Annotated in this window: 19 protein-coding genes; 4 read left to right on the forward strand and 15 right to left on the reverse strand. The window is 69.7% G+C overall.

Annotated features, from left to right (window positions below):
- Positions 1-4 precede the first annotated feature (4 nt).
- The 14 genes from NK1_RS35730 to pyrR form a co-directional block, all read right to left on the reverse strand.
- Positions 5-2,212, reverse strand: a complete 2,208-nt coding sequence (locus NK1_RS35730) for a primosomal protein N' (RefSeq protein ID WP_245660503.1) — start codon at positions 2,210-2,212, stop codon at positions 5-7.
- 122 nt (positions 2,213-2,334) lie between these two features.
- On the reverse strand, positions 2,335-3,549 hold the full coding sequence (metK, locus tag NK1_RS14590) for a methionine adenosyltransferase (RefSeq protein ID WP_036502629.1): 1,215 nt from the start codon (positions 3,547-3,549) through the stop codon (positions 2,335-2,337).
- 200 nt (positions 3,550-3,749) lie between these two features.
- Entirely contained in the window at positions 3,750-4,967 is a 1,218-nt protein-coding gene (gene coaBC / locus NK1_RS14595; protein ID WP_063009050.1) for a bifunctional phosphopantothenoylcysteine decarboxylase/phosphopantothenate--cysteine ligase CoaBC, read from the reverse strand.
- A 53-nt stretch (positions 4,968-5,020) separates the two neighbouring features.
- Complete coding sequence (gene rpoZ, locus NK1_RS14600) at positions 5,021-5,296, reverse strand: DNA-directed RNA polymerase subunit omega (RefSeq protein ID WP_025350704.1); 276 nt, start codon at positions 5,294-5,296, stop codon at positions 5,021-5,023.
- A 63-nt stretch (positions 5,297-5,359) separates the two neighbouring features.
- A complete protein-coding gene (gene gmk / locus NK1_RS14605) occupies positions 5,360-5,941 on the reverse strand; it encodes a guanylate kinase (RefSeq protein WP_036502635.1) in 582 nt (193 codons plus the stop codon).
- A gap of 7 nt (positions 5,942-5,948) precedes the next feature.
- Positions 5,949-6,269 (reverse strand): integration host factor, actinobacterial type, encoded by a 321-nt coding sequence (mihF, locus tag NK1_RS14610; RefSeq protein ID WP_030513994.1) that lies wholly within the window; start codon positions 6,267-6,269, stop codon positions 5,949-5,951.
- A gap of 614 nt (positions 6,270-6,883) precedes the next feature.
- Positions 6,884-7,708 (reverse strand): orotidine-5'-phosphate decarboxylase, encoded by an 825-nt coding sequence (gene pyrF / locus NK1_RS14615; RefSeq protein WP_063009051.1) that lies wholly within the window; start codon positions 7,706-7,708, stop codon positions 6,884-6,886.
- Entirely contained in the window at positions 7,705-8,088 is a 384-nt protein-coding gene (locus NK1_RS14620) for a hypothetical protein (RefSeq protein WP_063009052.1), read from the reverse strand. The genes pyrF and NK1_RS14620 overlap by 4 nt, the downstream gene beginning before the upstream one ends.
- Positions 8,089-8,102: 14 nt before the next feature.
- Positions 8,103-11,429 carry a carbamoyl-phosphate synthase large subunit gene (carB, locus tag NK1_RS14625; RefSeq protein WP_063009053.1) on the reverse strand — a complete coding sequence of 1,109 codons (3,327 nt, stop codon included), beginning with the start codon at positions 11,427-11,429 and terminating at the stop codon, positions 8,103-8,105.
- A complete protein-coding gene (gene carA, locus NK1_RS14630) occupies positions 11,429-12,547 on the reverse strand; it encodes a glutamine-hydrolyzing carbamoyl-phosphate synthase small subunit (RefSeq protein WP_063009054.1) in 1,119 nt (372 codons plus the stop codon). The genes carB and carA overlap by 1 nt, the downstream gene beginning before the upstream one ends.
- A gap of 37 nt (positions 12,548-12,584) precedes the next feature.
- Positions 12,585-13,100: a PH-like domain-containing protein gene (locus tag NK1_RS14635; RefSeq protein ID WP_036502645.1), complete on the reverse strand. Its 516-nt coding sequence runs from the start codon at positions 13,098-13,100 to the stop codon at positions 12,585-12,587.
- Positions 13,100-14,440 (reverse strand): dihydroorotase, encoded by a 1,341-nt coding sequence (locus NK1_RS14640; protein WP_063009055.1) that lies wholly within the window; start codon positions 14,438-14,440, stop codon positions 13,100-13,102. The genes NK1_RS14635 and NK1_RS14640 overlap by 1 nt, the downstream gene beginning before the upstream one ends.
- Positions 14,441-14,471: 31 nt before the next feature.
- Positions 14,472-15,437, reverse strand: coding sequence for an aspartate carbamoyltransferase catalytic subunit (locus tag NK1_RS14645; protein WP_063009056.1), 966 nt, complete (start codon positions 15,435-15,437; stop codon positions 14,472-14,474).
- Positions 15,434-16,096 carry a bifunctional pyr operon transcriptional regulator/uracil phosphoribosyltransferase PyrR gene (gene pyrR / locus NK1_RS14650; RefSeq protein WP_082856957.1) on the reverse strand — a complete coding sequence of 221 codons (663 nt, stop codon included), beginning with the start codon at positions 16,094-16,096 and terminating at the stop codon, positions 15,434-15,436. The genes NK1_RS14645 and pyrR overlap by 4 nt, the downstream gene beginning before the upstream one ends.
- Positions 16,097-16,304: 208 nt before the next feature.
- Here pyrR and NK1_RS14655 point away from each other — a divergent pair, with 208 nt between their 5' ends.
- The 3 genes from NK1_RS14655 (at position 16,305) to NK1_RS14665 (ending at position 18,667) form a co-directional block, all read left to right on the forward strand.
- Positions 16,305-17,171 carry an alpha/beta fold hydrolase gene (locus NK1_RS14655; RefSeq protein WP_245660496.1) on the forward strand — a complete coding sequence of 289 codons (867 nt, stop codon included), beginning with the start codon at positions 16,305-16,307 and terminating at the stop codon, positions 17,169-17,171.
- Between the two features lie 81 nt (positions 17,172-17,252).
- Positions 17,253-17,879 (forward strand): alpha-ketoglutarate-dependent dioxygenase AlkB, encoded by a 627-nt coding sequence (locus NK1_RS14660; RefSeq protein WP_063009058.1) that lies wholly within the window; start codon positions 17,253-17,255, stop codon positions 17,877-17,879.
- A gap of 47 nt (positions 17,880-17,926) precedes the next feature.
- Positions 17,927-18,667, forward strand: a complete 741-nt coding sequence (locus NK1_RS14665; protein ID WP_063009059.1) for an HD domain-containing protein — start codon at positions 17,927-17,929, stop codon at positions 18,665-18,667.
- 4 nt (positions 18,668-18,671) lie between these two features.
- On the opposite strand, the gene NK1_RS14670 is transcribed toward NK1_RS14665, so the two are convergent.
- Positions 18,672-19,223 (reverse strand): DUF4334 domain-containing protein, encoded by a 552-nt coding sequence (locus NK1_RS14670; RefSeq protein WP_063009060.1) that lies wholly within the window; start codon positions 19,221-19,223, stop codon positions 18,672-18,674.
- Between the two features lie 293 nt (positions 19,224-19,516).
- Between NK1_RS14670 and NK1_RS14675 the strand changes: the two genes are divergently transcribed.
- On the forward strand, positions 19,517-20,659 hold the full coding sequence (locus NK1_RS14675) for a serpin family protein (protein WP_063009061.1): 1,143 nt from the start codon (positions 19,517-19,519) through the stop codon (positions 20,657-20,659).
- Positions 20,660-20,697 lie beyond the last annotated feature (38 nt).

The following is a 20,697-nucleotide window of genomic DNA, read 5'->3' on the forward strand; positions in this document are numbered from 1 at the left end:
TGCGTCAGCCGATGTCGACCGGATCGATCTGCACCCGCAACGGACCGTCCGAGCGATGACTGCTGCGCACCGCGAGGGCGGCGGCCAGCGCACGCGACAGCGCCGCGCCCGCCCGCCGATCGACCCGGAGAATCATCCGCTCGACCTCGGCGGGCGCGGCGTCGCCGGAGAACGGGGTGCGGGCGCCCGGCGGCAGTGGTACCGGGCCCAGCACCTCGACACCGTCCGGAAGTGCCGTCTCACCGAGGAGCTCGCCGATGGTGGCGGTCGTACCGTCCACCGCGGCCAAGCGCACCGCGGGCGGGAACCGGACCTCGGTGCGAGCCGCCAGTTCGTGGCGGGCGTGGCCGATCGGATCCCAGCGCACCAGCGCCTGCACGGTCGGCAACGCCGGTTCGGCCATCACGAGCACCTCGCCGGTGGGGCGGACCAGGGCGGCCGCGGACATCCAGCGCCGCAGCGCATCCTCGGCGGCCCGCAGGTCCGCCCGGCCGAGCAGCGCCCAGCCGTCGAGCAGCAGCGCCACCGCGTAGCCGCCCGGCACCGGCGGCTCGGCACCGATGGTCGCCACCACCACCTGCGGGCCGTCCGGCACCGCATCCAGCACCGCGGTACCGCCCGAACCGCGGATCGGCACACCGGGGAAGGCCCGGCCCAATTCCTCCGCGGTGCGCTGGGCGCCGATCACCACGGCCCGCAGCGCCCGCGAACCGCACGTGCCACACCGGAAGGCCGGTTCCACCTTTCCACACCAGCGACAGCTCGGGCTCTGGGCTACATCCCCGGAATCCTTGCTGCCCAACGGAACTGCCGACGGTCGGCGTTCGTCCGGGGCCGTATCCGGGCGGGAGAGGTCCGGACGCTGCGCGCCGGCATGTCCCACGCGATGATCGCCGGCGAGCGTCCGGCCGACCCGGCCGGCGGCGGTCGCATCGCCTGCCGACCGCGCCGTACCCCGGGAAGCGTTGCCTCGGGATCTCTCGTTCGGCCGGACGTCTCGCCTGCCCCAGCTACCGCTATCCGGCAACGACAGCGGGCCGTTGCAGTGCCGGCAGCGGGCCGGGGCGCGGCATTTCGCGCAGGCCAGGGCCGGGACGTATCCGCGCCGAGGCACCTGCACGAGCACCGGGTCACCGGCGGCCAAGGCCCGGCGCGCCGCGGCGAAGGCGGTGCCCGGGATGCGGATGGCCCGCGCCATCGGGTCGCGCTCCAGGGCGATGTCGCTGTCACCCGGCGCATGGATTCGAGGGGTGTTGGCGCGCAACGTCTTCCGGTCGGCGATCAGATCGTGCGCCCATCCGGATTCGACGATGGCCTGCGCCTCCGCCGTCCGCGCGAACCCCGCTATCACGCATGCCGCACCGGTTTCGTGCGCGCGCAGCATCGCCACCTCACGAGCGTGCGGATACGGTGCACGCGGTTCGGCATAGGTGTCGTCGCCGTCGTCCCACACCACGATCAAGCCCAGTTCCCGCGCCGGCGCGAAGACCGCACTGCGTGTCCCCACCACGACCCGCGCCGAACCGCGCAACACCGCGAGCCAGCGCCGGTACCTCGCGGCGGGACCCAGCCCCGCCGACAGACCGACGACCGAATCTCCCACCAGCGCAGCACAATCCGCGACCACCCGGTCCAGATCGCGCTGATCCGGAACCATCACGATCACGCTGCGGCCGCTCGCGACGGTCGTCGCCGCCAATTCCGCGAGCCGGCGCGGCCACTCCTCACCGGGCATCGCCTGCCAGGCCGCGCGCGGACCGTCCCCCCGCCGCAGCGCGGCCAGGAACGACTCGCCGTGCACATAGCGGGACCAGGCCGGGAAATCCTCCGGAATCTCCGGCAGTTCCACGGGTTTCGGTTCGGCCGCTTCGGTGCGCGCATGACGCGGTGGAATCGCCAGCCGCAGCACGTCGGCCCGGGTGCCGGCGTACCGCGCGGCGACCGCGGACACCAGCCGGACGGTCTCCGGGGTCAGCACCCGTTCACCGGACACCACCCGCTGCAACGGCTGAATTTTGCCGGAATGCTCTGTGCGCGCCAGTCTTTCGAGGATGTATCCGTCGACCAGGCGGCCGGAGAAGCGCACCCGCACGCGCACTCCGGGCTGGGCGAGCTCGTCCATCTCCGGCGGCACGGAGTAATCGAAATCGCGGTCCAGATGGGCGGGTTCGAGCAACGGCAGCACCCGCGCGATCGGTTTGTCGAGCGGAATGTCGCGAGCCTTCTCGCCATCGGTTTCGGCGGACGACGAGGCGGGCACGCAAACGGCGCCCTCCGTCGGAACGGAGGGCGCCGTCGGTTCTACCGCTTCCGCCACGGCAGGCGCGGACCCGATCAGAGACCGGCGGCCGCGCGCAGCTTGTCGGCGCGGTCGGTGCGCTCCCACGGCAGGTCGATGTCGGTGCGGCCGAAGTGACCGTAGGCGGCGGTCGGCGCGTAGATCGGCCGCAGCAGGTCCAGATCGCGGATGATCGCACCCGGGCGCAGGTCGAAGACCTCGCCGATCGCCTTCGAGATCTGGGACGGATCGACCTGCTCGGTGCCGAACGTCTCCACGAACAGGCCCACCGGGGCGGCCTTGCCGATCGCGTAGGCCACCTGGACCTCGACGCGGTCGGAGAGGCCTGCTGCGACCACGTTCTTGGCCACCCAGCGCATGGCGTAGGCGGCCGAGCGGTCCACCTTCGACGGATCCTTACCGGAGAAGGCACCACCGCCGTGACGGGCCATACCACCGTAGGTGTCGACGATGATCTTGCGGCCGGTCAGGCCGGCATCGCCCATCGGACCGCCGAGGACGAACTTGCCGGTGGGGTTGACCAGCAGCCGGATGTCGGAGGTGTCGAGCGGGTTGGGCAGTTCCAGATCGGCCAGAACCGCGTCGACGACCTTCTCCCGGATATCGGGCGCCAGCAGATTGTCCAGATCGATATCGGCCGCATGCTGGGTCGAGAGCACCACCGTGTCCAGCCGGACCGGACGATCGCCCTCGTATTCGATGGTGACCTGGGTTTTGCCGTCCGGGCGCAGGTAGGGCAGCACGCCGGACTTGCGGACCTCGGTCAGCCGCCGCGAGAGCCGGTGCGCCAGCGCGATCGGCAGCGGCATCAGCTCGGGGGTCTCCTTGGTGGCGTATCCGAACATCAGGCCCTGGTCACCGGCGCCCTGGCGTTCGATCTCGTCGTCGGACCCGCCGACGCGCGCCTCGTGCGAGTGGTCGACACCCTGCGCGATATCGGGCGACTGCGCGCCGATGGCGACGTTCACGCCGCAGGAGGCGCCGTCGAAGCCCTTCGCCGACGAGTCGTAGCCGATCTCGAGCACCTTCTCGCGCACGATGGTCGGAATATCGGCGTAGGCCTCGGTGGTGACCTCACCGGCGACATGGACCTGACCGGTGGTTACCAGGGTTTCGACCGCCACCCGGCTGTGCGGGTCCTCGGTGAGCAGCGCGTCGAGGATGGAATCGCTGATCGCGTCACAGATCTTGTCCGGGTGACCCTCTGTGACGGACTCACTCGTGAATAGCCGGCTACCGGACGTGCGCACAGTTGTTCCCTCTCCCTCAACGGGTTTCTCATGTCGGGATGCGACAGTAGCGGCCTCGCGTCACCGCACAACCCTTTACCTCAGACTATTCCAAACTTGCCACGGCCGGGCGCAGCGGCGGCGTCCGGGCCCTCGCACCGGCCGCCGCGGGTATCCCGACCACGTCGCAACGGCGGCGGCGCGGTCGAACAGCTTGCGGCTCAACGCAAGAGCGGGCCCAGCGCATCGAGGACCCGGCTGGCGAGCAGCGCCTTGGAACCGTGATCGAGCGACTGTTCGGTGCCGTCGGCGCCGAGCAGCCAGCCGTCGTTGTTGTCGACCTCGAACGCCTTACCCTCGCCGACGGCATTGACCACCAACAGGTCACAACCCTTACGAGCCAGTTTCGCCCGCGCGTGGGTCAGCACATCACCGTGTTCGTCGCCGGTTTCGGCGGCGAACCCGACGATCGCCAGGCCGGCGAGGTGCCCGTCGCGGCGTGCCTGGACCAGCCCGGCCAGAATGTCGCGATTCTTGGTCAGCTCGATCGAATTCGGTTCGTGCGCGCCCTTTTTGATTTTCGCGGCGGCCACGTTGACCGGGCGGAAATCGGCGACCGCGGCGGCCATGATGACCGCGTCCGCGCCCACGGAGTGCTTGTCGACGGCGGTGCCCATCTGCTCGGCGGTCGTCACGTGCACGACCTCGACGGCGGCGGGCGGCTCCAGGCCGATGGTGTTGCCGGCGATCAGGGTGACCTGGGCGCCCCGCTGAGCGGCCACCCGGGCCATGGCATAGCCCTGCTTCCCGGAACTGCGATTGCCCAGGAACCGGACCGGATCGAGCGGTTCGCGCGTGCCACCCGCGGAGACGACGACGCGGCGCCCCTCCAGATCGCGTGGAAGCGCGTCGGAGCGTTCGAGCAGCAGCGAGGCCAGCGCGAAGATCTCTTCCGGTTCGGGCAGGCGGCCCGGACCGGTATCGGCGCCGGTGAGCCGCCCGGAGGCCGGTTCCATCACGGTCGAGCCGTGCGCGCGCAACGTGGCGACGTTGGCGATCGTGGCCGGATGCTCCCACATCTCGGTGTGCATCGCGGGAGCGAAGACGACCGGACATCGGGCGGTGAGCAGGGTGGCGGTGAGCAGATCGTCGGCGCGGCCGGAGGCGGCGCGCGCCATCAGATCGGCGGTGGCCGGGGCGATGACCACCAGATCGGCCTCCTGGCCGATGCGCACATGCGGCACCTCGGGCACATCGGCGAAAACCCCGGTGTGCACCGGATTGCCCGACAGCGCCTCGAAGGTGGCCTTACCGACGAACTGCAGTGCGGACTCGGTGGGAATGACGCGGACGTCGTGCCCGGTCTCGGTGAACTTGCGCACCAGCGAGCACGCCTTGTAGGCGGCGATCCCGCCGCCCACGCCGACAACGATTCGCATCTGAATCAGGCCTCTTCGGTCCGGTGGAGAGACAGCGGGTTACGACCGCAGGGTCACTCGCCCTCGGTGTGTTCGAGCAGGTCGGAGTGGATCTCGCGCATGGCGACCGAGAGCGGCTTCTCCTGCAGACCCGGCTCGACCAGCGGACCCACGTACTCGAGGATGCCGTCACCGAGCTGGTTGTAGTAGTCGTTGATCTGACGCGCCCGCTTGGCCGCGTAGATGACCAGCGCGTACTTGGACGACGTGCGCTCGAGCAACTCGTCGATCGGCGGGTTGGTGAGGCCGACCGGGGTGTCGTAGGCGGGCACGGTCTTGGTGTCGCTCACTAGGGAGGCTCCTGCGGGTCGATGGGGAGTTGCGGTCGAGACGAGTTCGCGGATCGCCCGCGATCATCTCGAATTTGTGCTAACGAACAACGATACCAACTGCTCACAGGCCGTGGTCACGTCGTCGTTCACGATCACGATGTCGAACTCGTCACAGGCGGCGAGTTCGGTCTTCGCGGTGGCGAGCCGACGCTCGATCACCTCGGGTGATTCGGTGCCGCGGCCGGTCAGCCGGGCGACGAGTTCCTCCCAGCTGGGCGGGGCCAGAAAGACCAGCAGCGCCTCGGGCATCGCCGCTCGGACCGAGCGGGCGCCGGCGAGGTCCACCTCCACCAGGACCGGTTTCCCGGCGGCCACTGCCGCCTTCACCGGGGCGGCCGGGGTACCCGACCGTTGCAGGCCGCCGTGAATGTCGGCCCATTCGAGTAGTTCGCCTTCTTCGATCATGGTGTCGAAGTCGGCACGGGTCACGAACCGGTAGTCGCGGCCGTCGACCTCCCCGGGCCGGGGGGCCCGGGTGGTGGCCGACACACTGAACACCAGTTCCGGCAGCCGTTCCCGGACGCAACGGACCACGGTGGACTTGCCGACGGCCGAGGGGCCGACCAGTACTACCAGCCGACCCTTCTGAGTGTGTTCGACCACCCTCGGATCAGGCTTCGAAGTCGAACTTCGCCAGCAGCGCCTTGCGCTGCCGGTCGCCCAGGCCCCGCAGGCGGCGGGTCGGCGCGATCTCCAGCTCGCTCATGATCTCGGCCGCCTTGACCTTGCCGACCTTGGGCAGGGCCTCCAGCAGCGCGGATACCTTCATCTTGCCGAGGACCTCGTCGGTCTCGGCGTCCTTCAGGACCGTCTTCAGGTCAGTGCCGCCACGCTTCAAGCGCTCCTTGAGCTCTGCCCGAGCGCGGCGAGCGGCAGCCGCCTTCTCCAAAGCAGCGGCGCGCTGCTCGTCAGTCAGCTGGGGAAGGGCCACGGTTCCTCCGTCTCATCGTTCATTGCTAGATCTACCTCCGGTAACCCGGTGGTCTCAGCGACCGTACCCACGCGGCGCTCCGATTGCGAACCCACCCCCCAGGTCAGCGCCCGATTCGGGTATTCGGGCCCGTTACCGGGCAGGTCACGCGACCGAATGCGCCCGGTCCCGGCGCCGGTCCGAAGGATTTCGCCAACATGCCGATGACCTGGGGTTATCCCCTTTTCGACGGGTTCGCCGGTGGTTTCGAGGGCGACCGGATGCGGCCGTAACCGACCCGTAATCACGCGACCTGGAACTTTCTGAAAATTCTCCGCGTGTCGCGAATATTTGCCCCAGCGTGTCGCGGTGTGGCGCGGCGACAGGGACACGCTCGGCGCCGGTCGGCGACACGCGGAACAGGGCCGTAAGACGCTCCGGAAGGGCCGCTGAGCCGGAAAAACACGTATGTGTAACTTCCACCTGGGAACGGGCACACCCGCGCGCGAACGAGCCGCAAACACAAACAGACCGGTCGCCTTCCGAAGGGGTAACCGGTTCCCGGCACGGCCGCGCGTCGCGGACGCGTTGCGCCCGGGCGCGCGACGGCTCGCGCCGAACCCGGGCGGAACGGATCAGGCCTGCAGGAAGGCGAATTCGTCGGCGAGCTTGTGCATCTTGGTGCGCATCGCCGCGACCGACGGCCCGGCGCCGAGCAATTCCCGCGAGACGTTGGGGACCACGGCCGCGAACCGGTCGGACGGGATCAGCGCGCGGATCGACTCCGCTCCCCCGCCCTGGGCGCCGACGCCGGGCATCAGGACGGGACCGTTGAGCTTGCTCACGTCGACCGGCTCGGTGAGGGTCGCGCCGACCACGACGCCGACCGATCCGAATTCTTCCCCGGCGTTGCAGCCGGCCGCCTCGTCGATCATGATCTGCGCGACACAACGACCGTCGGCCGCGGTGACGCGCTGCACCTGGGCGGCCTCCGGATTCGAGGTGGCCGCCAGGACGAAGACCCCGCGCCCGGCCGACCGCGCGGCGTCCAGCGCGGGCGAAAGCGCACCGAAGCCGAGGTACGGCGATACCGTCACCGCATCACTGGCCAGCGGACCGTCGCCCAGCCAGGCCCGCGCGTAGGCGGCCATGGTGGAGCCGATGTCGCCGCGCTTGGCGTCGGCCAGCACCAGCGTGCCGGCCTCACGCAGCGCGGCGATGGTGTCCTCGAGCACGACGATCCCGCCGGAGCCGTACTCCTCGAAGAACGCCACCTGGGGTTTCACCAGCGCCACCCGGCCCGCGAACACCTCGACGCAGATGTCGGAGAACCGTTTCAGGCCCTCGACGTCCTCGCCGAGTCCCCAGGCACGCAGCAACTGCGGATGGGGATCGATACCGGCGCACAGCGGGCCCAGCCGGCCCATCGCGTCGGCCAGCCGCAGGCCGAACGGCGTCACCGGCTCGCCCCGGCGCCCGCCAGCTCGTCCCCGGCGGGAGCGGTCGGGGCCTGCGCGCCGGCGGCCCCGGGTTCGGCGTAGGCGTCCTCACCGCCGTAGGCGAGCAGTTCGTCGGCCTGGGCGAGAACCTCGTCCGCGCGGGCCAGCACCGCGTCGGTGAGCGCGTCCGCCTCGGCGTCGGCGTCGGGCGCGGGCTTGCGCCCGATCGGCGGGATCGCCCGGAAACCGACCGTGCTGTAGCCGCCGACGTTGCGCATCCGGCGGATGTCACCGCCTCCCGGCGGCGCCGCCTCCGCCGCGCCGAATCCCCGAATCCGCCGAGTCGTCGCCCGACCGGCCCCCGGGGGCCGCACTCCCGCGCCGAAACCGATGGCTCCCACCGTTATCTCTCCTCTTAGCCGCGCAATACGGCGTGCAGCTCCTGCAGCGAGCGCACCCCGATACCGCCGTTGATGGTTGCTTCGATGCCCTGTACGGCTGCAGCCGCACCCTGAACCGTCGTGATGCACGGAATGTTGGCGCCCACCGCGGCGGTACGAATCTCGTAACCGTCCACGCGGGGCCCGGAGTTACCGTAAGGCGTGTTGAACACGATGTCGATCTCACCGTCCTTGATCTGATCGACGATCGACGGTTCGATCGGCTCGCCGTTACCGGCCGCGGGCACCGGATCGGACTGCTTGCGCGCCCGCTCACACGGAATCCCGTTGCGCCGCAACATCTCCGCGGTGCCCTCGGTGGCGAGGATCCGGAAGCCCAGATCGTGCAGCCGCTTGACCGGGAACACCATGGCCCGCTTGTCGCGATTGGCGATCGAGACGAACACCGTGCCGGCGACCGGCAGCGAACCGTAGGCCGCGGACTGGCTCTTGGCGAAGGCGGTACCGAAATCGGCGTCGATACCCATCACCTCACCGGTGGACTTCATCTCCGGCGACAGCAGCGAATCGATGCCGGTGCCGTCGGGACGGCGGAACCGGTGGAAGGGCAGGACCGCTTCCTTCACCGCGACCGGGGCATCCATCGGCGCGTGCCCGCCGTCGCCCTCGGCGGGCAGGATGCCCTCCTTGCGCAATTCGGCGATGCTCGTGCCCAGCATGACGCGCGCGGCGGCCTTGGCCAGCTGCACACCGGTCGCCTTGGAGACGAACGGCACGGTCCGGCTGGCGCGCGGATTGGCCTCGAGCACGTAGAGCACGTCGTCCTTGAGCGCGTACTGCACATTGAGCAGGCCCTTGACGCCGATGCCCTTGGCCAGTGCGGCGGTCGAGCGGCGGACCGCCTCGATATCGCTGCGGCCCAGGGTGATCGGCGGCAGTGCGCATGCCGAGTCGCCGGAGTGGATGCCGGCCTCCTCGATGTGTTCCATCACGCCGCCGAGGTAGACCTCCTCGCCGTCGCAGAGCGCGTCGACGTCGATCTCGATGGCGTCTTCCAGGAAGCGGTCGACCAGCACCGGATGTTCCGGGCTCAGTTCGGTGGCGCGGGAGATGTAGCCCTCGAGCGAGTTCTCGTCGTAGACGATCTCCATACCGCGCCCGCCCAGCACATACGACGGGCGGACCAGCACCGGATAACCGATCTCGGCCGCGATCTGCTTGGCCTGCTCGAACGTGGTGGCGGTGCCGTACTTCGGCGCGGGCAGACCGGCGGCGACCAGGACGTCGCCGAATTCGCCGCGATCTTCGGCCAGGTCGATCGCCGCCGCCGAGGTGCCGACCACCGGCACTCCGGCGTCGGTGAGCCGCTGCGCCAGACCCAGCGGCGTCTGCCCGCCGAGCTGCACGATCACCCCGGCGACCCGGCCCGACTCCGATTCGGAGTGGTACACCTCGAGCACGTCCTCGAAGGTCAGCGGCTCGAAGTAGAGGCGGTCGGCGGTGTCGTAGTCGGTGGAGACGGTCTCCGGGTTGCAGTTGACCATGACCGTCTCATACCCGGCCTGCGACAGCGTCTGCGCGGCATGCACGCAGGAGTAGTCGAATTCGATGCCCTGGCCGATGCGGTTCGGCCCGGAACCGAGGATGATCACCTTCTCGCGTTCGAGCTGCGGCGCGACCTCCGTCTCGGCGGCCGGATCGAGTTCGTAGCTCGAGTAGTGATACGGCGTCTTGGCCTCGAATTCGGCGGCGCAGGTGTCGACCGTCTTGTAGACCGGCCGGATGCCGAGACGGTGACGCAGTTCGCGCACTCCGTTCTCACCGGCCAGTTCCGGTCGCAGCGCGGAGATCTGGCGATCGGACAGGCCGTTGTGCTTGGCGTAGCGCAGCAGCGGCTCGTCGAGCACCGGCGCCTGAGCGATCTCGGCGCGCAGCTCGACCAGTCCGGCGATCTCGGCGACGAACCACGGGTCGATGCCCGAGGCCTGCGCGACGTCCTCGACGCTCGCGCCCAGCCGCAGCGCCCGCTCCACCTGGTAGAGCCGACCCTCGGTCGGCACGCGCAGATCGTCGAGGATCTCGGCGACGTCGGTCCAGCGGCCGTCGGGCTGGGTCCAGAACCCGGCCGCCTTGGTCTCCAGCGAGCGCAGCACCTTGCCGAGCGCCTCGGAGAAGTTACGGCCCAGGCTCATCGCCTCACCGACCGACTTCATGGTGGTGGTCAGCGTCGGGTCGGCGCCCGGGAACTTCTCGAACGCGAACCGCGGCGCCTTGACGACCACGTAGTCGAGCGTCGGCTCGAAACAGGCCGGGGTCTCCTTGGTGATGTCGTTGACGATCTCGTCGAGCGTGTAGCCGATGGCCAGCTTCGCCGCGATCTTGGCAATCGGGAAACCCGTGGCCTTGGACGCCAGCGCGGACGAGCGCGAGACGCGCGGATTCATCTCGATGACGATCAGGCGACCGTCGCGCGGATCCACCGCGAACTGGATGTTGCAGCCACCGGTGTCGACGCCGACCTCGCGCAGAATCGCGATACCGAGATCGCGCATCTTCTGATATTCGCGGTCGGTGAGGGTCATGGCCGGGGCGACGGTCACCGAGTCACCGGTGTGCACACCCATCGGGTCCACGTTCTCGATCGAGCAGACGATGACCACGTTGTCGCGGCCGTCGCGCATCAGCTCGAGTTCGTATTCCTTCCAGCCGAGGATCGATTCCTCGATGAGGACGTTCGCGGTGGGCGAGGCGGCCAGGCCACCGCCGGCGATGCGGTCGAGGTCCTCGTCGTTGTAGGCCATGCCCGAGCCCAGGCCACCCATGGTGAACGAGGGCCGCACGACGACCGGGAAGCCCAGTTCCGCAACGGTTTCGCGCACCTCGTCCATGGTGTAGCAGACCTTGGAGCGCGCCGACTCGCCGCCGACCTTGGCGACGATGTCCTTGAACTTCTGGCGGTCCTCACCGCGCTGGATGGCCTCGAAGTCGGCGCCGATCAGCTCGACGTTGTACTTCTCCAGCACCCCGTTCTCGTGCAGCGCCACCGCGGTGTTGAGCGCGGTCTGACCGCCCAGGGTCGCGAGGATGGCGTCGGGACGCTCCTTGGCGATGACCTTCTCGACGAATTCCGGGGTGATCGGCTCGACGTAGGTGGAGTCGGCGAATTCCGGGTCGGTCATGATCGTGGCCGGGTTGGAGTTCACCAGCGACACCCGCAGGCCCTCGGACCGCAGCACCCGGCACGCCTGGGTGCCGGAGTAGTCGAATTCGCAGGCCTGGCCGATGACGATCGGCCCGGAGCCGATGACCAGGATGTGGTTCAGGTCGGTGCGGCGTGGCATCAGGCTTCCTCCATCAAACCCGCGAAGCGGTCGAACAGATAGGCGGCGTCGTGCGGCCCCGCGGCGGCCTCCGGGTGGTACTGCACCGAGAACGCGCGACCGTCCACCAGGCGTACCCCCTCGACGGTGCCGTCGTTGGCGCAGGTGTGGCTGACCTCGGCGGTCCCGAACGGGGTGTCGAAGCGCTGCCCGGCCTCACCCTCGAGCGCGAAGCCGTGGTTCTGCGCGGTGATCGATACCGCGCCGGTGGTGTGATCGATGACCGGGACGTTGATGCCGCGGTGGCCGAACTTCATCTTGTAGGTGCTCAAGCCCAGCGCGCGGCCCAGGATCTGGTTGCCGAAGCAGATTCCGAACAGTGGAAGTCCTTCGCCCAGAACGGATTTGGTCAGCTCGACCGCATCGTCCTGAGTGGCCGGGTCGCCGGGTCCGTTGGAGAGGAAGACGCCGTCGGGCTTCAGCTCCTTGATCTGGTCCAGCGTGACGCCGGAGGGCACCACGTGCACCCGGATGCCACGCTCGGCGAACATGCGCGGGGTGTTGGTCTTGATACCCAGATCGACCGCGACCACGGTGAACCGGTGCTCACCGGCGGGCTCGATGGTGTACACGCCGTCGGTGGAGACCTCCCCGGCCAGATCGGCGCCGAGCATCGAGGCCTGACCGGTGACCCGGCTCAGCAACTCCTCGGTCGAGGCCGCGGCGGCGTCACCGCTGAAGATGCCCGCCTTCATCGAACCGCGGGTGCGCAGGTGGCGCACCAGCGCGCGGGTGTCGATCCCGGCGATGCCGACGATGTGCTGACGCTCCAGCTCGTCCTGCAGGGTCGTGGTCGCGCGCCAGTTCGAGGCCCGCTTCGCGGGGTCGCGGACCGCGTACCCGGCCACCCAGATGCGGTTCGACTCGTCGTCCTCGTCGTTCCAGCCGGTGTTGCCGATCTGCGGGGCGGTGGCCACCACGATCTGGCGGTGGTAACTGGGGTCGGTCAGGGTCTCCTGGTAGCCGGTCATCGCGGTGCAGAACACCGCCTCGCCCAGCGTCTCGCCCTCGGCGCCGAACCGCCGGCCCCGGAACACCCGTCCGTCCTCGAGCACCATCACCGCGGCGCGGTCGCTCATTCGCTCACCTCGTTCACCAGAAATCCAGCCTTCACGTTTATTCGTCTCCCGTCGCCGCGCCGGTCTGTCCCGTCGCGGATATGGCCGTCCAGGCCGGATACACCGTCTTGTCGTCGCCGCGGAACCCGGTATCGACCTCGGTTCCGGTCGGCAGTTTCCAGCGAATAACCAGCACACCATTGTCGGTCATCACCTTGCCCGCGTGGCCGCGTTCGGTGCGGACCGCGGTGATGGACTCCTGCGGAATCCAGATCACCTCCGCGCCGTCGCGTTCCAGCAGGATCCCGCGTTCGAAGCGGGTCAGCTCCGCCGTGGCGCGGAAGCCCAGATCTCCGACCACGATGCGGTTCTGCCAGCTCGGAGCCAACGTGGTACCGGTGTACAGCCCGGTCGTCGGCTCGAGCACCTGCGCCCCCAGATCCGCCGGCACCGTCGGCAGCTCCCCGACCGAGGAGGCCTGCTTCCGGGCCCGCACGAGCCAGGAGCGATACATCAACCACAGGAACAGGACGAACAGGACAGCCAGCCCGATCACCCACAGTGTTCGCTCCATTATCGCCCCACTCTCCCCGCCAGGGCGGTCGTCACCACTCCGTCGCGGGCGGTGATCCGCCCGCGCAGCATCGTGGCGGCGACCTTGGCGGGCAGGGTCATCGCCTCGTACGGCGTGTTGTCGGAAATGCTCGCCAGCTCCCGCGCCCGCACGGTCCACGAGGCATCCGGGTCGATCAGGGTCAGGTTGGCCGGTTCGCCGACCGCGATCGGGCGGCCCTGATCGTCGAGCCCGGCGATGCGGGCCGGGTTCTCGCTCATCACCTTCGCCACCCCGCGCCAGTCGAGCAGGCCCGGAGCGACCAGGGTCTCGACGATGATCGACAGCGCCGTCTCCAGCCCCAGCATGCCGGGACGGGCGGCGGCGAACTCGCAGCACTTCTCCTGTTCGGCGTGCGGTGCGTGGTCGGTGGCCACACAGTCGATCACCCCGTCGGCCAGGGCCTTGCGCAGCGCCTGGGCGTCGGAAGCCTCCCGCAGCGGCGGATTGACCTTGTTCACCGCGTCGTAGGTCTCCAGCCGCGAATCGTCGAGCAGCAGATGATGCGGCGTGACCTCGGCGGTGATCGAAATCCCTTGGGCCTTGGCCCATTTCACCAGTTCGACGGTGCCGGCGGTGGAGGCGTGGCAGATGTGCACCCGGGCTCCGGCGTCACGGGCCAGCAGCGCGTCGCGGGCCACGATCGACTCCTCGGCCGCGCGCGGCCAGCCGGCCAGGCCCAGCCGGGCGGCGTTCGGGCCCTCGTGCGCGACCGCGCCCTGGGTGAGCCGCGGCTCCTCGGCGTGCTGGGCGATCAGCACGCCGAGCGATTTCGCGTACTCGAGCGCGCGGCGCATGATCAGCGGGTCGTAGACGCAGTGCCCGTCGTCGGAGAAGATCCGCACCCGGCCCTCACCGGCGGCCATGGTGCCCATCTCGGCCAGTTGCTTACCGGCCAGGCCGACCGTCACCGCGCCGACCGGATGCACATCGACCAGCCCGACCTCCTGCCCGCGCCGCCACACGTGATCGGTGACGACCGAGGTGTCGGCCACGGGATAGGTGTTGGCCATCGCGAACACGGCGGTGTAGCCACCCAATGCCGCTGCCGCCGAACCGCTTTCGATGGTCTCGGTGTCCTCGCGGCCGGGTTCGCGCAGATGGGTGTGCAGGTCCACGAAGCCGGGGAGCAGGATCCGGCCGTCCGCCTCCAGCACCTCCGCATCGGCGGCGACCTCGACGCCGTCGACGGCCGCGCCGGATCGCGCGCCGAGTGCGACGATCACACCGTCGCGCACCAGCACGTCGACCGGCTCGCCCTCGCCGTAGGGCCGCACGCCCCGGATAACCAGATCGCTCACGCGCCCTCACCTTCCACGTCGAAGCTCATGCTCATGCGACGGCCTCCCCCGCGCCGACCAGCAGGCGGAACAGCACCGCCATGCGCATGTGCACACCATTGGTGACCTGTTGCAGCACTGCGGCTTTCGGTGAATCGGCGACGGCCGAGGAGATTTCCATACCGCGCAGCATCGGACCCGGGTGCAGGACGACCGCGTCGTTGTCGAGCAGGGCCATGCGCCGCTCGTTCAGTCCGTAGGCGATGGAATATTCGCGGGCCGACGGGAAGAAGCCGCCGTTCATCCGCTCGGCCTGCACCCGCAGCATCATCACCGCGTCCGCGCCGGGCAGCGCCGCGTCGAGCGAATGCGAGACCTGCACCGGCCACTGCTCGACCCCGACCGGCAGCAGGGTGCGCGGCGCGACGAGCACCACCTCGGCGCCGAGGGTGTCGAGCAGGAAGGCGTTGGACCGCGCGACGCGACTGTGCAGGATGTCGCCGACGATCACGATGCGCTTGCCCGCCAGCTCGCCGAGTCGCTGCCGCAGCGTCAGCGCGTCCAGCAGGGCCTGGGTGGGATGTTCGTGCGTGCCGTCGCCGGCGTTGACGATCGCGGGACCGGTTCCGGTGTAGCCGCCCGAACCGGCGTCCAATTCGCCGAACCAGCGGGCGATCTGATGGGCCGCGCCGGAGGCCGGATGCCGCACGATCAGCGCGTCGGCGCCCGCGGCGTGCAGCGTCAGCGCGGTATCGCGCAGCGACTCACCCTTCGACACCGAGGAGCTCGAGGCGCTGACGTTGATGACGTCGGCGCTCATCCATTTGCCCGCGACCTCGAACGAGACCCGGGTGCGGGTGGAGTTCTCGAAGAACACGGTCATCACCGTGCGGCCGCGCAGGGTGGGCAGTTTGCGGACCTCACGGCCGAGCAGCGCCTGTTCGAAGCGCTGGGCGTCGTCGAGGAGCTCGGTGGCGGTGGTGCGGTCGAGGTCGGTGACCGAGAGCAGATGCCTCACCGCTCATCCCCCTGATGCAGATAGACGCCGTCGTGGCCGTCGTGTTCGCTGAGCAGGACGGACACGTCCTCACTGCGCGAGGTGGGCACGTTCTTGCCGACGTAGTCGGCGCGGATCGGCAGTTCCCGGTGGCCGCGATCGACCAGCACCGCCAGCTGCACCGCACGCGGGCGGCCCAGATCGCGCAGACCGTCCAGCGCCGAGCGCACGCTGCGACCGGAGAACAGCACGTCGTCGACGAGAACGACCAGCGCGTCGTCGATGCCGCCCTCGGGGACCGAGGTCCGTTCCAGCGGGCGATGCGGGCGGTTGCGCAGGTCGTCGCGATACAGCGTGATGTCGAGCGAACCCAGCGCGGGACGCACGCCGGAGAATTCCTCGATGCGATCGGTCAGCCGCGCGGCCAGGGTGGTGCCGCGGGTGGGGATACCGATCAGCACCACCCGGGGCGCCTCGGGATCCGACGAATCCAGCGCCGTCTTCTCGATGATCTGATGCGCCATGCGCGCGATGGTCCGGCCGACATCGGACGCGGACAACAGTTCACGTCCGGCGCGGACCCATTCGGGGTCGTGCCGCTGCGAATATTCGGCAGCGCTCGACCTGGCGGCCCGTTCTTCGGGCGCGACGCGGCCGCCGCGCTCTTCGGGCACGGCCATGCCGACCTCCTTCCCCGCCTCACCGGACGGTCCGTTAAAGGATGTCTTTTCGATGCCTGAGCGTAGCAGCGCCGCCGCGGCCTCCCGTCGGCGGGGGTCCCGCTGTGAGCCCCGCCACCTGCGGCTATGCCGACACATCACGCGGGCGGCACAACCGTTGGCCGGGACTGTTTCATACAGCGTAAACCGGATGTGGGATGCTCGGAGGGTGAGCAACGAAGCCGACTTCACCGAGCCCCGCCGGATCACCTTCCGCGGCCACGGCGGCATCGCCCTGGCCGGGGAGAGCTGGGGGCCGGCCGACGGCCCGCTGGCGGTCTTCCTGCACGGCGGCGGCCAGACCCGGCACTCGTGGAAGGAATCGGGCGCCGCGCTGGCGAAGGTGGGAATGCACGCCGTTCTGCTGGACGCCCGCGGTCACGGCGAGAGCGACTGGGCGCCGGACGGCGACTACTCGCGCACGGCGATGACCGCCGACCTCCTGGACATCCTCGCCGAACTCGACCGGCCCGCGATCGTGGTCGGTGCGAGCATGGGCGGATTGACCGCACTGCTGGCGACCGCCCGTCCCGGCCGGGAGCGCATCGCCGGACTCGTTCTGGTCGATGTGGTGCCGCGCCCGGAACACAAGGGCGTGGAACGGGTCATGAACTTCCTCGGCGGCCATCCCGAGGGCTTCGCCTCTCTGGAGGAAGCCGCCGATGCGGTGGCCGAGTATCTGCCCCACCGCCGCCGCCCCCGCAACCCGGAGGGCCTGCGGCGCAATCTGCGGCTGCGCGAGGACGGACGCTGGTATTGGCACTGGGATCCGGCGATGATGTCGAGCCGGCCCGAGGACATCGAACTGCAGACCGGCGACCTCGAGGATGCCGCCCGCGCGCTCGAGATCCCGGTGCTGCTGGTGCGCGGACGACTCTCGGACGTGGTCAGCGAACAGGGCGTCGCCGACTTCCGCGCGCTGGTGCCGCAGATGGAGTATGTCGAGATCACCGGTGCCGCCCATACCGCCGCCAGCGATGTCAACGACGAATTCTCCGATGCGGTGGTCGACTTCGTGCGTGCGCACCTGAGCTGATCCGGGCCGCTCGCATCAGCGCCGGACACCGGTACACCGCGAGGCTTGAACATATGTTCGATAGAACGTAGATTCGAACGCATGTCGACACCGCTGCAGAGATCGCTGTTCGACGGCTTCGGCGATATCGAGCTGGGACCATTGGACGGCGTGCGCCGCACCCGGCTGACCGAGGGTGCGTGGGTCGACCTGCTGCCGGGATGGTTGCGCGGTGCCGACGAACTGTTCGAACGGCTGGCCACTCGTGTGCCGTGGCGAGCCGACCGTCGCCCGATGTACGACCGAGTAGTGGACGTGCCGCGACTGCTGCGGCACTACGGCGAGAACGAGCCCTGGCCGGATCCGATCCTGGAGGACGCGCGCGCCGCGCTCAGCGGCCATTACGGCCCGGAACTCGGCGAACCGTTCCGTACGGCCGGTCTGTGTTACTACCGCGACGGCGAGGACAGCGTCGCCTGGCACGGCGATACCGGTGGCCGCGGTTCCACCCACGACACCATGGTCGCGATCCTGTCGATCGGTGCGCCGCGGGCCCTGCTGCTGCGTCCGCGCGGCGGCGGCGCGAGCATCCGTTATCACGTCGGGCACGGCGATCTTCTGGTGATGGGCGGCTCCTGCCAGCGCACCTGGGAACATGCGGTGCCGAAGACGCGACGGCCGGTGGGTCCGCGGATCAGCATCCAATTCCGTCCGCGCGGGGTCCGCTGACAACCCGGCGGCGGCGGATTGTCACCGCGGCCCGCTAGATTGGGCGGATGGAGTCCATCGGGGCGGGAATTCTGGCGGCCATGCCGTTGCACACACTCAGCGATGTGCACGGCGAGGAAGGGCTGCGGCAGCGGCTGCTGCTCGAGTCGCAGCGCAAACTGGCCGATCCCGAACGGGTCGACGCGGCACTGGAATTCGTGGCCGACCTGCACCGCGACGACAACTACGGCCGCGAGCCGTATCTGAATCATCTCCTGCGGGTGGCGATCCGCATCGTGAGCCACTACGAGGTGCACGACACCGATCTGGTACTCGCCGGACTCCTGCACGATGCGGTCGAGGATCACGCCGACGACCTGGTCACCCTCCGCGATGAGCGGGATCCGGACGCGGACTCCCCCGCGGCGGCACTCGCGGTACTGACCCGGCGCTTCGGCGAACGCGTATCGAATCTCGTTGCGGCGGTGACCAATCCGGCTCACGACGCGGATGAGGACCGGCATATCCGATATCGCGACCACGTCGCCGCGAGCCTGGACCGTGATCCGTGGGCCCGGGTGGTGAAGATCTCCGACTTCACCGACAACGGCGTCGGCATCCTCTACGCCGACGAACAGGCCGTCATGTCGAAACTCGCCACCAAATACCGGCCGCTCACCGCGGTCTACCGCGAACTGATCACCCGCGCGGACACACCGTTGGCGCCGCATGTCAAGCAGCACATTCTCGAACAGCTCGACACCGCCGACGCCCGCTTCGACGTGATCCTCGCCGCCGGGGACGACTGAGCGGTCAGGAGCGGTCGCGGCGCAGGACGAAGAAGTACGGGTCGCTCAGCCCGCGCATATCCATCACGCCGAGCAGGGTGTCCTCGTCCACGCGACGGAAGATGTCGACGATGGGCAGGTGGTCGTAGATCATGGCCGCGCTGACCTTGCCGCGGAATTCGATCTCGCGCAGGCGCGCACGATACACGCGGGTCCGCAGCAGCGGGCGCAACGCCGGCAGCATGCGCCGCGCCGCCCGGAATCCCGCCGCCGGCAACGTCCCGGCCAGCCCCAGCGGCACCCGGCGGGGATCGACCGGAAAGACCCGGCCGTCCGGCCCGGCGAACAACAGCGGCTGCACCTCGTCGGGAGAGTCGAACTGCTTTCCGTACCAGCCGGATTCGACGAGCACCCCGGCCCACGGATGTCCGGTGTCCAGTTCGTCGCCGGTCCAGCGGCCGGTGGTGATCTCGGTGACCGCGACCTCCGGCAGGCTGTCGTACAGCTGCCATGCATGCTCCGGGGTCGTGCGACCCGCGCGAAGTTCCGCCAGACGGGCCGTACCGGCACCAGCCATCCCTACCTCCTGGACCTCTCGCGGACCGTTCCGCCTCGGAAGGATGCCACACACCGGCCGGGACACCTCAACACGTTCGGCCACGAAGACGTAGTTTCGGCCACTGTTTCCGCGGGCGTGACGCAGACCACGCACCGGAGGGCTGGACCTCGAGTGCGGTTGAGGAACCAGACTCGTGGGCAGATCGGTTCCGGCCGATCGTCCGGACCATCAGCTCCGGACGCGCCCCTGCCGCCCACGTACACCCCGGCAGGGGCGCATTGCTGTCGGCGCCCGTCGGTAGGCTTTCGCCCATGCAGCCGAGCCTCGCGCCCGATGTGGCCGCCGCCAACGACCTCACCGGAAAGTGGTGCGCCGCAGCGGGTTCCGACGATTTCGTCCTGTCCGGCTGTGGGATCTGGCCACTGCTCGCACTCCTGGCCGCGACGGCCTGCGAGCCGGCCCGCGGCGAACTCACCGCGGCGGCCGGCATTCCCGCGGCATCCGCCCACGACGCCGCGATCACTCTGCTGCGCCGGATCGAGGCCGCCGAATCGGTGCGCGCGGCACTCGGAGTGTGGGTGCGCGACGATATCGCGCTGCGCGACGAGTGGATCCGTACCCTGCCGCCGGGGACGATCGCCGCGCTGCGCGGTCCGGACGGGCTCGACGACTGGGCGCGTCGCCATACCGACGGCCTGATCGACCGCTTCCCCGCCCGGATCGGCGCGGCGACCGCATGTGCGCTGGCCACCGCCGTCGTCGCCCGCACCGCGTGGCGGCAGAACTTCCACGCCGACGTGCTGGAACCGTCGAGTGGTCCGTGGCGGGGCCACCGCGGGCCCGCTCTAGCGCGGTACAGCACGGACCTCGGCGACGCCGCCGTGCTGCCGGCCGGCACACCCGTCTCGCGCGTGGTGGTGCGCGGCGCGTCCGATCTGGATGTGCATCTGCTGCTCGGCGCGGACGGTGTCACCGCCCCGGCGGTGCTGGCGGCCGGGCTGGGGGCACTCGACGGTTCGGTGCAGACGCTCCGGCCCGGACTCGGCACCGCAGCTCCCGGGCTCGAGGTCCGGCAGGTGACCGCCGTATCGGACACCCTGCGAATCCAGGTGCCGCCCTTCGCCGTTCGATCCACCCACGACCTGCTGCGCACGCCGGAGCTGTTCGGCCTGACCGCGGCGACCACCGCCGCGGACAACCCGTTCCCCGGCCTCTCGCCGGTCGCGCTGCGGGTGACGGCGGCCGCCCAGGACGTCTGCGCCCGGTTCACCGCCGACGGTTTCGCGGCCGCGGCCGTCACCGCGGTCCTCATGGAACCGACCGGCAGGCCACCGGCGCCCGCCGCCGCGCTGATGATCGCCGTGAACTTCGATCGTCCCTTCGGCTTCCTCGGCGTCCACCGTCCCACCGGGCTGGTGATCGTGGCCGGCTGGATCGCCACTCCCGCGTCGTGAACCGCCCCTCAGGAGCCGAGCGGACCGGCACGCACCGG

Origin of the sequence: Nocardia kruczakiae NBRC 101016 (assembly GCF_001612965.1) — a bacterium.
In the GTDB taxonomy this organism is placed as follows: Bacteria; Actinomycetota; Actinomycetes; order Mycobacteriales; family Mycobacteriaceae; genus Nocardia; species Nocardia kruczakiae.